At 44.8% G+C, this 16,450-nt stretch carries 12 protein-coding genes and 1 pseudogene; 9 read left to right on the top strand and 4 right to left on the bottom strand.

What is annotated here, in order from left to right:
• Nucleotides 1–596: 596 nt before the first annotated feature.
• The 6 genes and pseudogenes from RIB93_RS10445 (at nucleotide 597) to RIB93_RS10470 (ending at nucleotide 4,641) form a co-directional block, all read left to right on the top strand.
• Nucleotides 597–2,192, top strand: coding sequence for a SpoIIE family protein phosphatase (locus RIB93_RS10445; RefSeq protein WP_446372717.1), 1,596 nt, complete (start codon nucleotides 597–599; stop codon nucleotides 2,190–2,192).
• A gap of 104 nt (nucleotides 2,193–2,296) precedes the next feature.
• Nucleotides 2,297–3,307 carry a phosphate/phosphite/phosphonate ABC transporter substrate-binding protein gene (locus RIB93_RS10450; RefSeq protein ID WP_446372718.1) on the top strand — a complete coding sequence of 337 codons (1,011 nt, stop codon included), beginning with the start codon at nucleotides 2,297–2,299 and terminating at the stop codon, nucleotides 3,305–3,307.
• A 31-nt stretch (nucleotides 3,308–3,338) separates the two neighbouring features.
• Complete coding sequence (locus tag RIB93_RS10455) at nucleotides 3,339–3,611, top strand: hypothetical protein (RefSeq protein ID WP_446372719.1); 273 nt, start codon at nucleotides 3,339–3,341, stop codon at nucleotides 3,609–3,611.
• Nucleotides 3,587–4,138: pseudogene (locus RIB93_RS10460) on the top strand (histidine kinase dimerization/phospho-acceptor domain-containing protein); the annotation flags it as partial. The gene RIB93_RS10455 and the pseudogene RIB93_RS10460, both read left to right, overlap by 25 nt.
• 5 nt (nucleotides 4,139–4,143) lie before the next feature.
• Nucleotides 4,144–4,425, top strand: coding sequence for an Hpt domain-containing protein (locus tag RIB93_RS10465; RefSeq protein WP_446372720.1), 282 nt, complete (start codon nucleotides 4,144–4,146; stop codon nucleotides 4,423–4,425).
• 9 nt (nucleotides 4,426–4,434) lie between these two features.
• Nucleotides 4,435–4,641, top strand: a complete 207-nt coding sequence (locus RIB93_RS10470) for a hypothetical protein (protein WP_446372721.1) — start codon at nucleotides 4,435–4,437, stop codon at nucleotides 4,639–4,641.
• Between the two features lie 95 nt (nucleotides 4,642–4,736).
• Here the strand turns inward: RIB93_RS10470 and RIB93_RS10475 are convergent, their stop codons facing one another.
• Nucleotides 4,737–5,333, bottom strand: coding sequence for a TetR/AcrR family transcriptional regulator (locus RIB93_RS10475; RefSeq protein ID WP_446372722.1), 597 nt, complete (start codon nucleotides 5,331–5,333; stop codon nucleotides 4,737–4,739).
• Nucleotides 5,334–5,651: 318 nt separating this feature from the next.
• Between RIB93_RS10475 and RIB93_RS10480 the strand changes: the two genes are divergently transcribed.
• From RIB93_RS10480 to RIB93_RS10490, 3 genes are all read left to right on the top strand, one after another.
• A complete protein-coding gene (locus RIB93_RS10480; protein ID WP_446372723.1) occupies nucleotides 5,652–6,881 on the top strand; it encodes an NAD(P)/FAD-dependent oxidoreductase in 1,230 nt (409 codons plus the stop codon).
• 231 nt (nucleotides 6,882–7,112) lie between these two features.
• Nucleotides 7,113–8,168, top strand: coding sequence for an S-methyl-5-thioribose-1-phosphate isomerase (gene mtnA, locus RIB93_RS10485; RefSeq protein ID WP_446372724.1), 1,056 nt, complete (start codon nucleotides 7,113–7,115; stop codon nucleotides 8,166–8,168).
• A gap of 197 nt (nucleotides 8,169–8,365) precedes the next feature.
• On the top strand, nucleotides 8,366–8,968 hold the full coding sequence (locus tag RIB93_RS10490) for a Uma2 family endonuclease (protein WP_446372725.1): 603 nt from the start codon (nucleotides 8,366–8,368) through the stop codon (nucleotides 8,966–8,968).
• A 504-nt stretch (nucleotides 8,969–9,472) separates the two neighbouring features.
• Here the strand turns inward: RIB93_RS10490 and RIB93_RS10495 are convergent.
• The 3 genes from RIB93_RS10495 to nadC form a co-directional block, all read right to left on the bottom strand.
• On the bottom strand, nucleotides 9,473–12,652 hold the full coding sequence (locus tag RIB93_RS10495) for a right-handed parallel beta-helix repeat-containing protein (protein WP_446372726.1): 3,180 nt from the start codon (nucleotides 12,650–12,652) through the stop codon (nucleotides 9,473–9,475).
• Between the two features lie 686 nt (nucleotides 12,653–13,338).
• Nucleotides 13,339–15,096: an arginine--tRNA ligase gene (argS, locus tag RIB93_RS10500; RefSeq protein WP_446372727.1), complete on the bottom strand. Its 1,758-nt coding sequence runs from the start codon at nucleotides 15,094–15,096 to the stop codon at nucleotides 13,339–13,341.
• Between the two features lie 252 nt (nucleotides 15,097–15,348).
• Complete coding sequence (gene nadC, locus RIB93_RS10505; protein ID WP_446372728.1) at nucleotides 15,349–16,218, bottom strand: carboxylating nicotinate-nucleotide diphosphorylase; 870 nt, start codon at nucleotides 16,216–16,218, stop codon at nucleotides 15,349–15,351.
• Nucleotides 16,219–16,450 lie beyond the last annotated feature (232 nt).

Genomic DNA, 16,450 nt, shown 5'->3' on the forward strand with positions numbered 1-16,450 from the left:
AGAATCTACCTGATTAAAAGTAGCTTGACTGATTGCCTGTAACCTACCAACACTCAATATCCACAACCCGACAGTCCAGATAAAAATCCTTCGGTAATGCCAGCGTATCCTACTTACAGTTGGCAGGAATTGCACAAAGTCTAAACCATAATTGAAACCGTTTACGCTCATGACTAACTCCTGAACAATAAACATCTTAGTCAGTCATGACTGTCCCTTACATCCGGGAAAACTATGAATATTTGATCAAGGAAAGGCAGTCTAATCCGTAAATTTACTGAGTAGAAACCTGAGTCGGGGCGGGTTTAGTCACATCTGGGTGCAACCAAAAAGATAGTCGTGAAACCCGCCCCTACAGACTCACATGGCGCTACATACCGTGAAAAGTACCCACCTAAAAACATTTTTTGAATTTTGTCAATACGTGAATTCTAGGAGAAAGTTTTTGTGACTTAAAACAAATTACCGTAATTCTTCGCTGGTGTCTGCGGCAGTGTCAAGTCCACAATTAACGGAATGATACTGACGTAGAGTGGGAAACCACTGGTACATCAGCATTACTGATAATTAAGTTGATTAATATATAAACCGATCGCATGAGTCACTCAATTCACTCAAATTCTGCCTTGATTCTTATCGTTGATGATGACCGATTTACGCGGATCATGCTGCGTCACATCATCGAAAAAGAGGGTTACAGAGTCGAAGAAGTAGAGAATGGAGAACAATGCCTTGCGACTTACGCCCAGCTACAACCGGATATGGTACTGCTTGATGCAATGATGCCACAGATGGATGGTTTTACCTGTTGCCGCAAACTGCAAGCCTTGATGGGTAGCGATCGCACTCCTATTCTAATGATTACGGGATTGAATGACCAAACCTCCGTGGATCGGGCGTTTGAAGCGGGTGCGGTGGATTATGTGACTAAACCGATTCACGCCCCCGTGTTACGGCGACGAGTGCGTCGTCTGCTGGAAGCGAGTTGGGCGGAGAAGGCGTTACGCAAAAGCGAGAAGCAATATCGTTCCGTGGTGGAAAATCTCAAAGAAGTGATCTTCCAAATGAATGCTGAACGACAATTAACCTTTCTTAATCCTGCTTGGACAGAAATTACAGGATTTTCTATACCCGAAAGTCTTGGTAAGCGCTTTGTAGACTTCATTCACCCTGATGATCGTCACGATCATGACGCACAATTCCACTATCTACTCCAATCCTATTCAGTTAACGCCTTACAGGTGGGTAAAGATAAAGCCGCAGAACAAGATCTCACCCCTCAAACGCCAGATTGCTGTTACCAAGTTCGCTATTTATCAAAAAATGGGACGGTCGCCTATATTGAAGTGTATGCCCGCCTACTCTTAAATGAAAATGGGACTCTCAGAGGAATTTCCGGCACACTCAATGATATCACTGAACGCAAGCAAGCCGAGGAAGAATTGCAGCGTCAAAATCAGATTTTGCAACAGGAATTAAATCAAGCCGCCGACTACGTGCGATCGCTCTTACCCCGCCCCATTACGGAATCGGTTGTCACGATTGAACAGCAGTTTGTTCCCTCGTTGCAGTTAGGGGGTGATGCCTTTGATTATTATTGGCTAGATTCGGAACATTTAGTCATGTACCTGTTAGATGTCGCCGGACATGGGGTGAAGTCCGCCCTGCTATCGGTATCAGTGTTGAATATTCTGCGATCGCAGTCTCTAGCCAACACCAACTTTTACCAACCCAGCGCGGTTCTCACGGCACTGAATACCATCTTTCAGATGGGTGACACCGGAGATGACTATTTCACCATTTGGTATGGCGTTTACAACCGGACTAATCGCACCTTAGTTTATGCTTGTGCTGGACATCCTCCCGCTCTTTTACTGGCTGATACTTCAACTCCCATACAACGGTTGGAAGCGATGAGTATTCCCATTGGTATGCTTCCAGAAGCCGATTTTGATGAAGATTTATGCGAAATTCAACCCGACAGCACACTCTATTTATTTAGTGACGGAGTTTATGAAATTCATCAAGCCAATGGCGAAATTTGGGGGCTTAATGCATTCTCTGAAGTTCTAGAAATTAGCAGTTTATCCGCCAATAACACTCTAACACAAGTTTTTAAACATATCCAATCCCTTGGCTGTAATGGTGTCCTTTCTGATGACTTTTCCTTGTTGAAAATTAGATTGTCTTAATTTTTTAGGGAGCTAGACGTACCTGGATATAAATCATGAGTGTTTTATTCAGAAATATTTAGACGTTTTAAACCCTGACTGTTGCCTCTCCCCACCACAAGATTATGACCAATGAAAACAAACACCAAGCAGACATCCTAAATCTTAGCGCCTTCCGTCCTCAGCCCGCCGTCTTTTGCTTGCTCATCCTCAGTCTGCTCCTACCTTTAATAAGTTGTGCCAGAACGGAAACAGAAATCGCTGAATCTCCGCCAACGTCCTCCGTCGAAACCACCGCCGTGCAACAGGTCACCGGAGAACCTGTCAGAGTGGGAATTCTTGCTATTGATAGTGCTGTATCTGTTAACGAACGGTATAGTCCTTTATTGAACTATCTCTCTAAAGTTACGAATCGTCCTTTTGAATTAATACCCTTAACTCAGGAAAGTCAATTTACGGAAGTAGCAGAGGGAAATCTGGATTTTACCCTGAATAATCCCCTCGCTGCTGTCCAACTTCGTCGGCTCTACAATACCGAATTTATCACCACCCATGTTCGCCCCCAAACGGGTGCAGAATTTAGTGGCTTAATTATCGTCAAACGAGATAGTGACATTCAAACCCTGGAAGACTTACGAGGAAAGACAGCCGCCTGTGTGGATTTTGAGACTGCGGCAGCGGGTTGTGTTTTTCAAATCTATCACCTGCAGCAAAACGGGATTGATTCATTTACAGATTTTAGGAGCTTTGTCGAAAATAAATCCCAGGATAACATTGTATTAGCGGTTTTCAACGGCACAATTGATGTAGGCTTTATTCGGACTGGGCAATTGGAAAGAATGGTCAACAAAGGATTAATAAACAGTACCGATGTGGTCAGAATTATTAACCCAACCAACGACAATTTCTACTACAAACATACCACAGCACTCTACCCAGAGTGGTCTTGGGCTGCGCTCCAGGATACTGACCCGCAACTCGTGGATAAGGTTAAGAATGCACTGCTGAACATTCCCGCCAATCATCCTGCCCTAACAGCTGCCCGATTAGAGAAATTTACGCCAGCCGCTGACTATTCTGAACTTGATCGCCTAATTGAAACCTTAAAGCTCAAAAGCTGGAACGCCAAGCCTTAGTTCAACTGGAACTCTAATAGAAACGCTGACGATGACTCTCAAACAAAAAACATTAGGCAAGTGGAATCAAAGCATTACTCTCCGCTATCTGGGAATTGCCAGTAGTGTCTTAGTTGTCAGCCAATTACTCTTTGGCGTTTTGCAGATCAATAAACGATTGACTATTCAGTTAACCAATCTTGAGCAACGAGCCGAAGATCAGGCTGAATTTTTAAGCGCTGTCAGTCCAGAAGCGGTTCTCGATTGGGACTTTTTGACTCTAGAACAGTTGATGAAACCAAAGGGGATTTTCTGGCAACGATGAGTCACGAAATCCGCACGCCGATGAATGGGGTGATTGGCATGACTGGCTTACTTTTAGATACCCAACTTACTCCCCAGCAGCAGGAATTCACCGAAACTATTCGCAATTGCGGTGATGCATTGCTGGTCATTATTAATGATATCCTAGACTTTTCTAAGATTGAATCGGGCAAGCTGGATTTAGAAGAACAACCCTTTGATTTGCGAACTTGTATTGAAGAAGCCCTCGACTTACTCGCTCCCAAAGCTGCCCAGAAAAAATTGGAATTGGCTTATCTGATTGAACCCGGAACGCCAGACCGAATTGTCGGGGATGTTACCCGCTTACGGCAAATCTTGGTCAACTTGTTGGGAAATGCGATTAAATTTACCCAGGAAGGGGAAGTAACGGTTGAAGTCCATGCCAAAGAATTTGGGACTGAAGCGTTCCCGATGTCTGCTGCGACTTGCCCAAACTATGAGATTCAGTTTGCGATTAAGGATACAGGAATTGGCATTCCTCGCGATCGCCTTCCCCTGCTATTTCAGCATGTTTGGCTCAATTAATTACGGTTTTCTTAACCGAAACTCCAGCATTAATCCAAGGGATGGAGACAGCCATTGTTCAGGGAAATGCAACCGGGCTAGAAGAATCAGCCCATACTCTCAAGTCCAGCAGTGCGTCTCTAGGGGCAATAACGTTTTCGGAATACTGCGAAAAGTTAGAAAGAATGGGAGAAAATGAGCAATTAACCACCGCTTCCGAGGTTGTGTCGCGGCTGAAGCGGTTGTATGAAGGGGTAAAAGTAGCATTAAGGGATATCATGTTTGGTTAAAGGCAGGGTGTGGGGTGTAGCGTCGGGGCGGGTTTAGGGACAATTGTCGGGGCGGGTTTAGGGACAATTGTAGGGGCGGGTTTAGGGACTAAATTTAGATATCCACCGATAACGGAACAACAAAACCCGCCCTCTCCACCGATAACGGAACAACAAAACCCGCCCTCTCCACCGATAACGGAACAACAAAACCCGCCCTTTCTCACCGATAAATGAAAAACAAAACCCGCCCTTTCTCACCAATAAATGAAAAACAAAACCCGCCCTAATCTCAACCGCTAAATTTGACCTTATCCCGGCAACCATTCGTCTCAGGGCGGTGATAAAAATTGGACAGCCGAGTTCGATAAAACCAAGTCAACTAACTGGTCAATTAAACGGTCTTGTTCGATTGACAAAATTGACTTTCCTTGCATAACCTCTTGAAAAAGTACCAAGGAAGACATAGAACTCAAAAAAATATAAGCAGTCAACTCCGGATCACGAATGTGCCAGTCTGGATGGGACTCAAAATACTGCTTCAGACTATGACGTTCTTCCCCAATAATCCGGCGGATAAACAATTGTGCTAAGTGCGGAAAATGACCCGATTCGGCAATCAACAAACGTAGAAACGCCGCGTACTCTGGATTACTCAGTTTCGAGAGAAATGCCTCTCCTAGTCTCCGTAACCCTGTTCCTGGCTCATCCGACAGGTCAGAATTAAACTCAGGCTGAAACTGCTTACAGATAAACTGTTCCATCAATTCGATAAACAATCCTTCTTTGGATTGAAAATGATTGTAAATGGTATGCTTCGATACGTCTGCTTCAGCGGCGATCTGATCCATACTTGTTTCCCTATAGCCATGCTGGATAAAAAGTTGCATAGCGGCTTGGGCAATTTGCTCGCGTTTAGATGATTTCATACATAATTTTGGAATGGTTTATTTGCTCCTCAGTTGTATTTCGCAGTCCAAACGTCTCTCTCCTGCTTAAAGGAAGGAGAGAGTACGTTAGTCATTCAGGACGGAGTAATGTTGCAACTGATAATCGAGGATGTAACCTGTCTTCATCCCCGATTTCCAATCCTCTTTAAGCGCAGTAACAGATGGACAGGGTAAAGGAGCAGGACGGAAAGGAAGCAAGTTTTCCATTTACCCTGTGCAAAAAAAAATTAACGGTTACTACTAAACGGGCAACCTGGTATGAGAGACTGGAATCATGACACCCTTTACTAATATAGTATGCGAAAATTCGATGTTGTCGTAGTCGGTGCAGGTCCAGCCGGGGGACATTGTGCAAGGTGGTTAGCGAAATCCGGTTATCAGGTTTTGTTGGTCGAGCAGCATGAAACCTTTGAGAAAAATAATTTTTCCAGTGCGGCTACGCCATTAGAAACCTTAGAAAAATTTGACTTACCGGAGGATGTTGTCGGTAGTTTTTGGCATAATTTGGTGATTGTCACCACCAATTTAACCCGAAATTGGGATGCTCCGCAAACCTTAGGCGCTGTCTTAAATTTCGCCAAGTTGAAACAATTTCTGGCTGATGAAGTTAAATCTTGTGGCGGCGACGTTTGGCTGGGATGTCGATATATCAGATATGCCCAAAAACAGGGCGAGACGTTGGTTGAACTGAAGCCGCGAGGGAGTGAAGCCATTACTGTCACTACCCAGGTGCTAGTGGATGCTACAGGACCCGCTAGAGCGGTAATGTATCCTAAGGAAAGTGAGAAACCTGCGTTTTTTAAGCCCTCTGGGATTGAATATTTAATTGAAGTCTCAGATAATGATTATGATAAGTATGCCCAGTCTCTCTGGTTTTTCTTAGGACATAAATGGATGCCAAAAGGCTATTCTTGGATATTTCCCATGGAGAAGCCTCGGTTAAAGGTAGGCGCAGCATCGTATCGATTGGATCATAAAATTATTAAGCAGACGGAATCGATTCGATATTATATTGATTTACTGATTCACGAGCATATACGAGCCAAAGACTATAGGATAATCGATACTCATGGGTCAACGCTACACTATTCCAGTGGACTGAGGGATATTTATTATCGCGATAATATTATTGCCATTGGGGATGCCGTATCCATGGTAAACCTTTTGGGCGGTGAAGGGATTCGCCATGCCATGCATTGCGCCGAAATCGCGGGCAAGCATATTCAGCAGTATTTAAAGGGTCAATCAGCCAGTTTTCTGGAGTATCAACAAGAAATTTATCAGAAATTCTACCGAACTTGGAATTTATCTGAAAAAATTTGCAAGAAACGTTATTTAATCGAAAGCGACGAAAAAATTGATGAAGGGGTATCTTATCTGACGCCTCTAGACACTCAAGAGATGATGGATATTGTGTTTTACTATAAATTTAATAAACTGTCCAAGAGTTTAATCGTTTACCTGATCCGAAAAATTCGCTCCTGGTGGAAAGCAAAATATGTAATGAATTATAAACATGACTTATGAGGCAGAGTTACTGAAGGGATGTATCTAAATTTATAGCACTACGAGGTACGGAAAGGACATCAGTTAGTCCAAAAGGGAACAGGGAACAGGGAACAGTAAAGAATGTCCTAACCTGTCTTAGTACCGCTATACAAAAGACGAATGATGAATGACAAAGGACAAAGGACAAAGGACAAATAACCAAAGCAAGTTAAACTATATGCAGTCTTTCACATTAGCCCTTAAGTAACCATGCCCAGCAATCCGGTGTATCCCATCGTTTGGCGCGACGATCGCGTACTCCTAATTGACCAAACCCGTTTACCCCACAACTATACAGTTGTTGAAATTAAGTGCTGTGAGGATATGGCACGGGCAATTAGAACTATGATTGTCCGAGGTGCGCCAGCGATTGGTGTGGCGGCGGCTTACGGGATGTACTTAGGGGCGCGAGACATTAAAACCCACGATCGCGAAACGTTTGTTACTGAACTTGAAGAGGTAGCCAAACTCCTGCGCCAGACTCGCCCGACAGCAGTGAATCTATTTTGGGCGATCGCCCGGATGTTGAAAACTGCCCATGAAACCATTGGTTCGGTAGATCAGTTAAAAACGGCACTGTTAGTAACCGCCCAAGCGATTCAGGTTGAAGATTTAGAGATCTGTAAAGCGATCGGGGATAATGGGTTGGCGGCTATGCCTGGGACTCCAGAAAAATTATGTATTCTTACCTATTGTAATGCGGGTTCCCTCGCCACAGCCGGCTATGGTACAGCCTTGGGCGTGGTGCGTTCAACCTGGCGCGAGAAGCGTTTAGCCAGAATTTATGCGTGTGAAACTCGTCCCCGGTTACAAGGGGCAAAACTGACGGCGTGGGAATGTGTGCAAGAGGGAATCCCGGTAACGTTAATTACCGATAATATGGCAGCCCATTGTATGCATCAGGGATTAATTGATGCGGTGATGGTGGGTGCAGATAGAATTGCTGCCAATGGAGATACGGCGAATAAAATTGGCACCTATAGTGTGGCATTACTCGCCAAAGCCCATAATATTCCTTTCTTTGTCGCCGCCCCCCTATCTACAGTTGACTTTGACTTACCCACAGGCGATTTAATTCCGATTGAAGAACGCCATCCCTCAGAAATTTATCAAATTGGTGAGACGGTGACATGTCCTACAGGGGTGGAATTTTATAATCCAGGGTTTGATGTCACGCCAGCCGAGTTAATTTCAGCCATTATTACCGAAAAAGGGGCGATGCGCCCAGAAGAGTTGCAGCAATTTCGCGTGAAGCAGTTGGCTTGATCGTTGGGTTAACCGGGACTGAATGAAAATGGTGCAAGGTTATCAAGCGTACTGATAACCTTGCACCATTGGTTATAAATCATAAATCCCAAATAACCTTGAGGTGGGCAAGATCAACAAACGATAACACGACTCGTTTTAAGCATTATAAATCTTGCCTACCTTCCCTAAAATTACCTTGTTTGCCAGAAAAAGCCATGAACGTCTCCCTTTTAGACAAGCAACCTCAACCACCATTAACCGAAAAATTGGTGACTTTGCATGATATTACCTGGGAACAGTTCAAAGCGATCGAAACCCAATTACAGAATAATCAAGGTGTCAGGCTGACTTACTTATCCGGGGTAATGGAAATTATGTCTCCGATTGGGGCATTTCATGAAAATATTAAAAGCACTCTTAGCTTGCTGTTAGAAGCTTACATGAGAGAAAAGGGCATCCGATTTTACAGGCGTGGCGGATTTACGCTGGAATCGCCTGGATATGCCTCCGGTACACCTGATGAATCTTATTGCGTTGGTAGTAATAAGGAAACGCCTGATATTGTGATCGAAATTATCGTGACCAGTGGAACTATCGATAGACGGGATTTGTATAAAGCCAGACGAGTGTCTGAAGTCTGGTTCTGGAAATCCGATCAGATGAGGATATTCTCTCTGGGCGCATCTCTAGAGTACGAAGAGGTGAATCGTAGTTCCTTTTTCCCCGATTTGGATAAGGCGCTGTTGTTACGCTACATTGCGTATCCCGATCAGTACGATGCCGTAAACGAATTTATTCAAGCCATCCGCATCCGTTAAAGTGGCAACATACGAAAAACCTCAGCGCTTTCTGTGAAAGGCTGAGGACAAGTATCAGGGTGTATGCTTTTCTCCTTCAGGCAGAGTTGTTTGGTTGATGACTGCATCTGGAGTCTTGCTACTTATTATATTGACTCATAAGCTAGACGATCTTCTAGATCAGTTCTGACGCACTTTGCTCTTGATCTAAAACTGATCTTGACAAAATAGCTATTTGTTATTCGTCATACTCGCTTCGCGAGAAGCAAGCTACGTCATTCGTCCTACTTGATCCCTTGAGAACCACGCTACGTCCTTTGTCTCAAATCTAAACGACCAGAGGGCGGGTTTTGTTGATAAGTTATCGGTATACCCGTCAATTAAACGGCTAAACCCGCCCCTACACCCCTCCTACTGGCGTGGCACAGCTAAAATTGTGGGATAGATTGATGGTTAAATCGGGCGCACGGGGCGTGCGCCCCTACAATTCTAATCAACCAAATAAGGTGTGCCACGCCACTACCCTCAATTACACTGAAAAACGTTAGTAAAGTCTTCCAGGGTGGGAGCAAAATTAACGGTTCCTGTATTATTCTGAGTGAGAGTATCTAGATTCACGACCTCGAATGTGCCATTATTGCGCTGAAGCTGAAACGCTGTCGTGCTGGTAGTCTCAGTTAGGGCGAGGCAGAATGTGCGATCGCTATTGAGTACAGCATTAAATCCTGGAATAGCATTTTTATCCAAAATTGTCAACTCTACATCGGCAAGAGTTTCAGCATTGCCATTCGTTTGCAAAAAGATACCCTGACTAGCATTATCCGTAACCATGGTATTGTTAATCCGATAATCTTGTACCGAGACAGCATTTCCCTGGACAAAAATGCCTTGACCTCCATCCGTTCCACTGGTGGGAGTTGTACCGCTAATTGTACTGGTTTCAACCTCAAACTCCTGGCGGCTATTATTATTCGCCGATACAAAAATTCCCTGACCTGTGCTATTACTAATCTGCACATTACTAATCTGAAACCGTTGCTGAGATTGGAGTTCGGGATTCTTCTCATCCCCATTCGCCCCAACAAAAATACCTTGACCCTGACTATCACTGATTTGGAGATTATCAATCGTGAAGTCTTGTTGGGCAATGCTATTGGCTTGGACAAAAACCCCTTGACCGCCACTGTTTAAAGTATTCAAAGTTGTGCCATTAATCGTACTATCTTTAATCTCAAAATTTTGAGTGCTATTGTTATTAGCGCTCATGAAAATTCCCTGACCTATACTCTGGCTAATCTGGGCGTCTGTGATGGCAAACTCTTGCTGTGATTGTACACTGAGGTCATTTTCATCTCCATTCGTTGCCACAAAAATACCCTGTCCAGCATTGTTGGTTATCGTGGTACTATCAATCTGAAACTCTTGGACTGCCATACGATTACCTTGCACAAAAATCCCTTGTCCACCTTCGCCTTGAGCGTCGAGTTCAATATTACGAATCGTGCTGCTGTCGATATTAAAGACTTGTTCGCTGTTATTGTTGGCGGCAATAAAAATTCCCTGACCTACAGTATCACTCACGTCCGTGCTATTCACTTGGAACTCCTGTCTCGATTGGGCAGTTAAGTCCTTTTCATCACCATTGGTAGCAATTAAAATGCCTTGTCCAGCGCTATTTGTGACTGTGGTATCGTTGAGGGTGAAATCTTGAACAGCGACGCGATTCCCCTGAATAAAGACACCTTGACCGCCATCCCCATTACTGCCGAGGCGAGTCTGGTTAATGCTACTGGCATCAATATCAAAGGTTTGCTCACTGTTATTATTAGCGGCGATAAAAATTCCTTGTCCTGTACTCTCGCTAACGGTGGCGTTACTGAGGTTAAAATCTTGGATAGATTGCTGCGTCAGGTCATTTTCGTTACCATTGGCGGCGATAAAGATGCCTTGACCTGCACTTTCAGTAACCGTTAAGGTCTCCAGAGTCAAAGTTTGCTGGGCGCTGGCATTGGCTTGCAGGAAAAGACCTTGACCACCATCCCCATTTTCATCCAAGACGGTGTTACTAATACTTGTATTTAAAACGTCAAAGACTTGACGACTATTATTATTCCCAGCCAGATAAAATCCTTGACCGACACTATTAGTAATTTGATTATTGGTTGCGGTTAATTGCTGTTGCACCTCACCAGAGGCTTGAATAAAAACACCTTGACCACCACTGTCACTGATTTGATTACTATCTAGGGTGAGTTCTTGTTGAGTGGTTCCCGATGCTTGAATAAAAACGCCCTGCTGACCACTATTTGTGATAACATTACGAGCGATCGCACTGGTTCCAGTTACATCGATGAGACTAATCCCTTGTCCTGTGGCGTTGGTGATGCGGTTATCTTGAATCGTCACATTCTCAATAGCCGCGCCTTGGATACCATTTCCCGTGGCATTCGCGATCGCAAAGCCGGTCAGGGTCGTATTATTGGCTAGGGTTACTGTTCCTGTAATCGTGGGAAACTCACCGCTTCCCGATAAGGGTAACTGAAGCGTACCTAGTTGCTGAGTATCAATGTATTGGGGTAATGCTGCTGAGAGTACCGTTACTCCATCAGCAAACTGAAACCCTTCTGTCTCAGATGTCGTACCCACTTGCACATAAACAATATCATCAGCTTGTGCCACACTCAATGCATCTTGCACTGTCCCAAACGGTGTTTCAAACGTACCATTTCCGGTACTCCTCCCCAACGTGACCTGTTGAAACTGCCAAGGTTGACCCGTTTGGGGATTTATCGCCGCAACTTGCTCATTTTCGGTTTGTTCATCAACAACAATGGTGGCGATACGTCCCACCGATTCCCCCATACGCGCAAAAGCGCTACCTGATTCAACCCCACGGGGACGAGTTCCAGGAAAGGTTGCGCCTAAACTGAGGAGAATCCGAGTATCAAAAATTTGGTCAGTTTGCACCGATAAACCCAGATTCAGATAATCAGTGGGACGCGCCTCCAATCGCCCTCGAATCCCAATCGCACCATCAGTTCCCTCCCCACCATAGTAATAAAACCCTGCATATCCCCGTAAATCTCCCGCCCCTAATCGCAATAACCTTCCCCCCGCTTCAATATCAAATCCAGCCATTGCTGCTTCAAAGCGCTGGCGATGATTGAGAAGTAAATTATTCTCCTGAAATCCGCCCAGGGAGAACGACTCATCCACCTCTGGGCGGCGTTCACCAACTGGCAAATACGCATTCACCCGCAAATCCCAATCGTCTCCTAGTCGTTCAAACCCTGCACCAATTTGGTGAAACAAGCTGTTTCCGGTATCGCGGGTATCGTAGGAAAGATAGCCTCCGAGAATCCGGTTTTGCGTGGAATTGTAAAATCGTTGTCCCAGAAGAATCGTTCCGCCCATCGTGGAGTCGGTGAACAGGTGTAATTGCCCTTCCAGAAATGTCACGGTACTTCCGGGATTCTGAGTAATCGGAACAAAGCCTTCCAGACTAAAAAATGGGTCTTGATAGCCGGCTCCTTCGCTGGTAAACTGACCGCCTATACGGGGTAAGACTCTCAAATCTGTGGCAGTTCCTTCAGTCAGTGAACGGGGCGTATCGGTTTCCGACTCAAGGGTTTGGGCAATGACAGGCGAAGTTAACCCTCCAGAAACAAGTAATCCAACACAGAGGGCTTGAGCTGAGATTTTCATTAATCAGAGGGTGAGTACAATCGTCACCCCCTCTTACAGTTATCGCTTTCGGGAATCCGGCAAAGGGGATTATGGGTTGAAGTTTTGTTAAGTTATGTCGCCAAAAAAAAAATCCCCTTTCGGGGACTTTTCCAAGGGTGGGAAAAAGATTTCATCTATATTTTTATTATCTACCCAAGTGGCAGGAGTTGTGTGTAGCCACGATAAAGTTTATATGAAAAATCGATGAAGTTTCTGTAAAGTTGGGTCTGGTCGTTGGTCATGGCTTCTTTGTCCGTTGTTATTGATCCCGATACTCTATCCCTTTTTACTTATCAAAATGGTACCACCCAATAATGAAAAATCCCGTTCTCGACCCACTGAGAACGGGATAAGGAGTGAGATACACTAATTGCAACTTGGGAGTAAGCGATGTATATCGTCTTACCTAGTAGCTTAACCGTTCTACAGAGGCTTTTGGGATAAGCGTTGATGAAGAATGGCTCGATTTATGTGAAAATTCCGTGAATATGACCAGTAAGTGGGTGGACACAATTAAAGTTAACAGTTGAGATTAGGGAACAGGGAACGGGGAACACGGAACAGTAAGGGTTTGAGGGTGATTTACTTGCACTTGCTAAGTTATCTTCCTTGAACCAGCGGTTGATCAGACTGAAAAGCTATCCTTTGGCAAACGGGGATGTTTTCTACATCCGTTCGAGTACCGAAATACCGAGTAACGACAATCCCAGTTTCAATGTTTGAGCTGTTAAGTCACACAATATTAATCGTGATAGTCTCACGGATTCCTCCGCTTTAAGCACAGGACATTGGTCATAAAATTGACTGAATTTCTCGCTCAGTTCATACAAATACTGACAAAGACGATTAGGCAATAACTCTTGCTCAACTTCTTTAATTACCTCGTTTACTTGTAGTAGATGTTTAGCTAGTGTTGCTTCTTGGTCTTCTTTTAATGAGACTTGAGTAGATGTTCTTAACTGCTCAAAATCAATGCCACCTTTGCGACCAATACTTTGAATCCGGGCATAAGCATACAGCAGATACGGTGCTGTATTTCCTTTGAGCGATAGCATCTTATCGAAGCTAAACACATAGTTGCTGGTGCGATTTTGACTGAGGTCAGCATATTTGACCGCCGCCATACCAACCACTTGAGCCACATGTTCAATGAACTCCTCGGTTTCCTGGCGTTCCTCCTCTTGGATGCGAGTTTCCAGATCAGCACGCGCCCGCGCGATCGCTTCATCTAATAAATCCCGCAATCGTACTGTCTCTCCCGACCGAGTTTTTAGCTTTTTCCCGTCTTCCCCTAGTACCAATCCAAAGGGAACATGCACGATTTCAACAGTCTCCGGTAACCAACCTGCTCGTTGTGCAACCTGAAATACTTGGGCAAAATGATTCGCTTGTCCAGCATCAGTAACATAAATAATCCGATTTGCCCCATCTTGCTCAATCCGGTAGCGTAGTGCCGCTAAGTCAGTTGTAGCATAGTTATAACCCCCATCCGACTTTTGCACAATTAAGGGTAAAGGTTCACCTTTTTTATTCGTAAATCCTTCTAAAAAAACGCATTTAGCGCCTTGGTTTTCCACTAATAAGCCTGATTGTTCTAAATCTTTGACGACATCGGGAAGTAAGGGGTTATAGAATGATTCACCCCGTTCGGTGATATGCACATCCAGTAAATCATAAATGACCTGAAATTCCCGCCGGGATTGCTCACACAGCAACTGCCAAGCTCGTTTGGTATCTTCAGCCCCAGCTTGCAGTTTCACAACTTCCTGTCGTGCGGCTTCTTGGAAGGCTTCATCGGTATCGAACCGTTTTTTAGCTTGTCGATAAAAGCTAACTAAATCTCCTAAATCAACCGCCTCAGCCGTGGTTAATGCCTCTGGGCAAACTTCCCGAAGATAGGTAATTAACATGCCAAATTGAGTTCCCCAATCTCCGACATGATTGAAGCGCAGGACATGATGATCTCGAAATTCCAAAACACGGGCAATGCAGTCACCAATAATAGTGGAGCGCAGATGACCGACATGCATTTCTTTAGCAATGTTTGGACTGGAAAAATCCACAACAACGCGCTGGGGCTGTTTGGCGGGTTCTACACCTAAGCGAGGGTGGGTGAGATTCCTATTCAGCTTGGCTTCTAAATAGGCGGATTTGAGGGTGAAATTAATAAAACCGGGTCCTGCGACTGTGGGAGGATGGCAGATATCAGCAACATCGAGATGGTTAATCAGCATCTGTGCGATCGCTCGTGGAGGTTGACCTAGCGGTTTTGCCAGAGAGAGTGCCGCATTCGATTGATAATCACCAAATTTTGGGTTACTGGCAGGAACTAACATTGGATCTGTACCCGCCATCGTTTCACCAAAGGCAGCAATCAATGCTTGCTCACATTTGGCTTTTAGTTGTTCCAAGGTTGAAGTCATTGCGCTAGGTAAAGAGTTGAAACGATAAGAGGTTGCCAAGAATTAGGGAGACATGGCTTACTCAAAACATTAGGAAATGAACTTTAAGTAGGTTGGTGGAAATAAAATTAACTAGATTAAGTCATATAAACAAGCCTCAAACCCTTACTGTTCCCTGTGAGACACCGAGCGTGTTACCGAGCGGAGTCGAGGTAAGTCGAGGTGTTCCCTGTTCCCCAATCTCAACCGTTAACTTTAATTGTGTCCACCCACTTAAATGTGATTCTCGTGCAGTAAGTTCATACTTAAATCCAGCCAAGTGGAACGAGTTATGGGGGCACTCGTGGAAATATAGTCTACACCGGTTTGGGCTACAGCACGAATGGTGTCCAGGGTGATATTCCCAGAGGCTTCAATTTTCAGTCGGTCATTTTTGCCGCGAATCTTATGTACCGCCTGTCGCATCCTCTCTAAGGGCATATTGTCCAGCATGATAATGTCAGCCCCCTGATCTAAGGCTTCTGTCACTTGCTCTAGGGTTTCGGTTTCGACTTCAATCCTTAGGGGGTAGGGCATTTGTTCCCGGATACGAGCGATCGCGTCTTTGATGCTACCTGCTGCCACTATATGATTGTCTTTAATCATCACGGCATCATCTAAGCCAAAACGATGATTAATGGCACCGCCGACTTGGGTGGCATATTTTTCTAGCAGTCTTAGCCCAGGGGTCGTTTTACGGGTATCGACGAGTTGAGTGGGAAAATGGATGAGTTGATCGACATATTCGCGGGTAAGGGTAGAAATCCCGCTTAAGTGCATCGCCAGGTTGAGAGCCACTCGTTCTCCCATCAATAGAGTATCTAGAGCGCCATGTAAACGAGCAACTACCTGTCCAGGATGACAGTATTCCCCCTCAGCCACAGCCGCCACAAAACTGGTTTGATCGCTTAAGAGTTGGAAGAGCCGTTTCGCGATCGGCAATCCAGCAATCACTCCCTCTGCTTTAGCCGTCCATTCGGCTTGGACAATTTTGTTCGGGGCTTCCCACAAGCCTTGAGTAGTGCGATCGCCTCGACCGATATCTTCTAACAACCAGTTCTGGAGGATCGGATCTAGCAGGATCAATGGCGGTAAAGCTCTCATCTGACAAACAGGGGTAATTTTCTCAAGCTGGTCGGGTTAGCTCTAGATTTAACATAGCTCAGATCGCCCTCTGGGAAAGGGTTTTTGACTTCTCCAAAAAAAAATCCCTCAAAAGGTTGACAACTCCAGAAATAGCCACTACATTGGTAAATGCGCTTGAAACGGAGTTCACTCCCAACCCAAGCGTCCGAACCAAGACAAATCAATAGTTTGAAAGCCAAGAATACAAAAC

It is taken from the genome of Coleofasciculus sp. D1-CHI-01, assembly GCF_040218875.1.
In the GTDB taxonomy this organism is placed as follows: Bacteria; Cyanobacteriota; Cyanobacteriia; order Cyanobacteriales; family Coleofasciculaceae; genus Coleofasciculus.

What these genes read in the sequence shown, in the direction of transcription:
- RIB93_RS10445 (WP_446372717.1), top strand. Translation starts at nt 597, where the DNA reads ATGAGTCACTCAATTCACTCAAATTCTGCCTTGATTCTTATCGTTGAT.
- RIB93_RS10450 (WP_446372718.1), top strand. Translation starts at nt 2,297, where the DNA reads ATGACCAATGAAAACAAACACCAAGCAGACATCCTAAATCTTAGCGCC.
- RIB93_RS10455 (WP_446372719.1), top strand. Translation starts at nt 3,339, where the DNA reads ATGACTCTCAAACAAAAAACATTAGGCAAGTGGAATCAAAGCATTACT.
- RIB93_RS10475 (WP_446372722.1), bottom strand. Translation starts at nt 5,333, where the DNA reads ATGAAATCATCTAAACGCGAGCAAATTGCCCAAGCCGCTATGCAACTT.
- RIB93_RS10480 (WP_446372723.1), top strand. Translation starts at nt 5,652, where the DNA reads ATGCGAAAATTCGATGTTGTCGTAGTCGGTGCAGGTCCAGCCGGGGGA.
- mtnA (WP_446372724.1), top strand. Translation starts at nt 7,113, where the DNA reads ATGCCCAGCAATCCGGTGTATCCCATCGTTTGGCGCGACGATCGCGTA.
- RIB93_RS10490 (WP_446372725.1), top strand. Translation starts at nt 8,366, where the DNA reads ATGAACGTCTCCCTTTTAGACAAGCAACCTCAACCACCATTAACCGAA.
- RIB93_RS10495 (WP_446372726.1), bottom strand. Translation starts at nt 12,652, where the DNA reads ATGAAAATCTCAGCTCAAGCCCTCTGTGTTGGATTACTTGTTTCTGGA.
- argS (WP_446372727.1), bottom strand. Translation starts at nt 15,096, where the DNA reads ATGACTTCAACCTTGGAACAACTAAAAGCCAAATGTGAGCAAGCATTG.
- nadC (WP_446372728.1), bottom strand. Translation starts at nt 16,218, where the DNA reads ATGAGAGCTTTACCGCCATTGATCCTGCTAGATCCGATCCTCCAGAAC.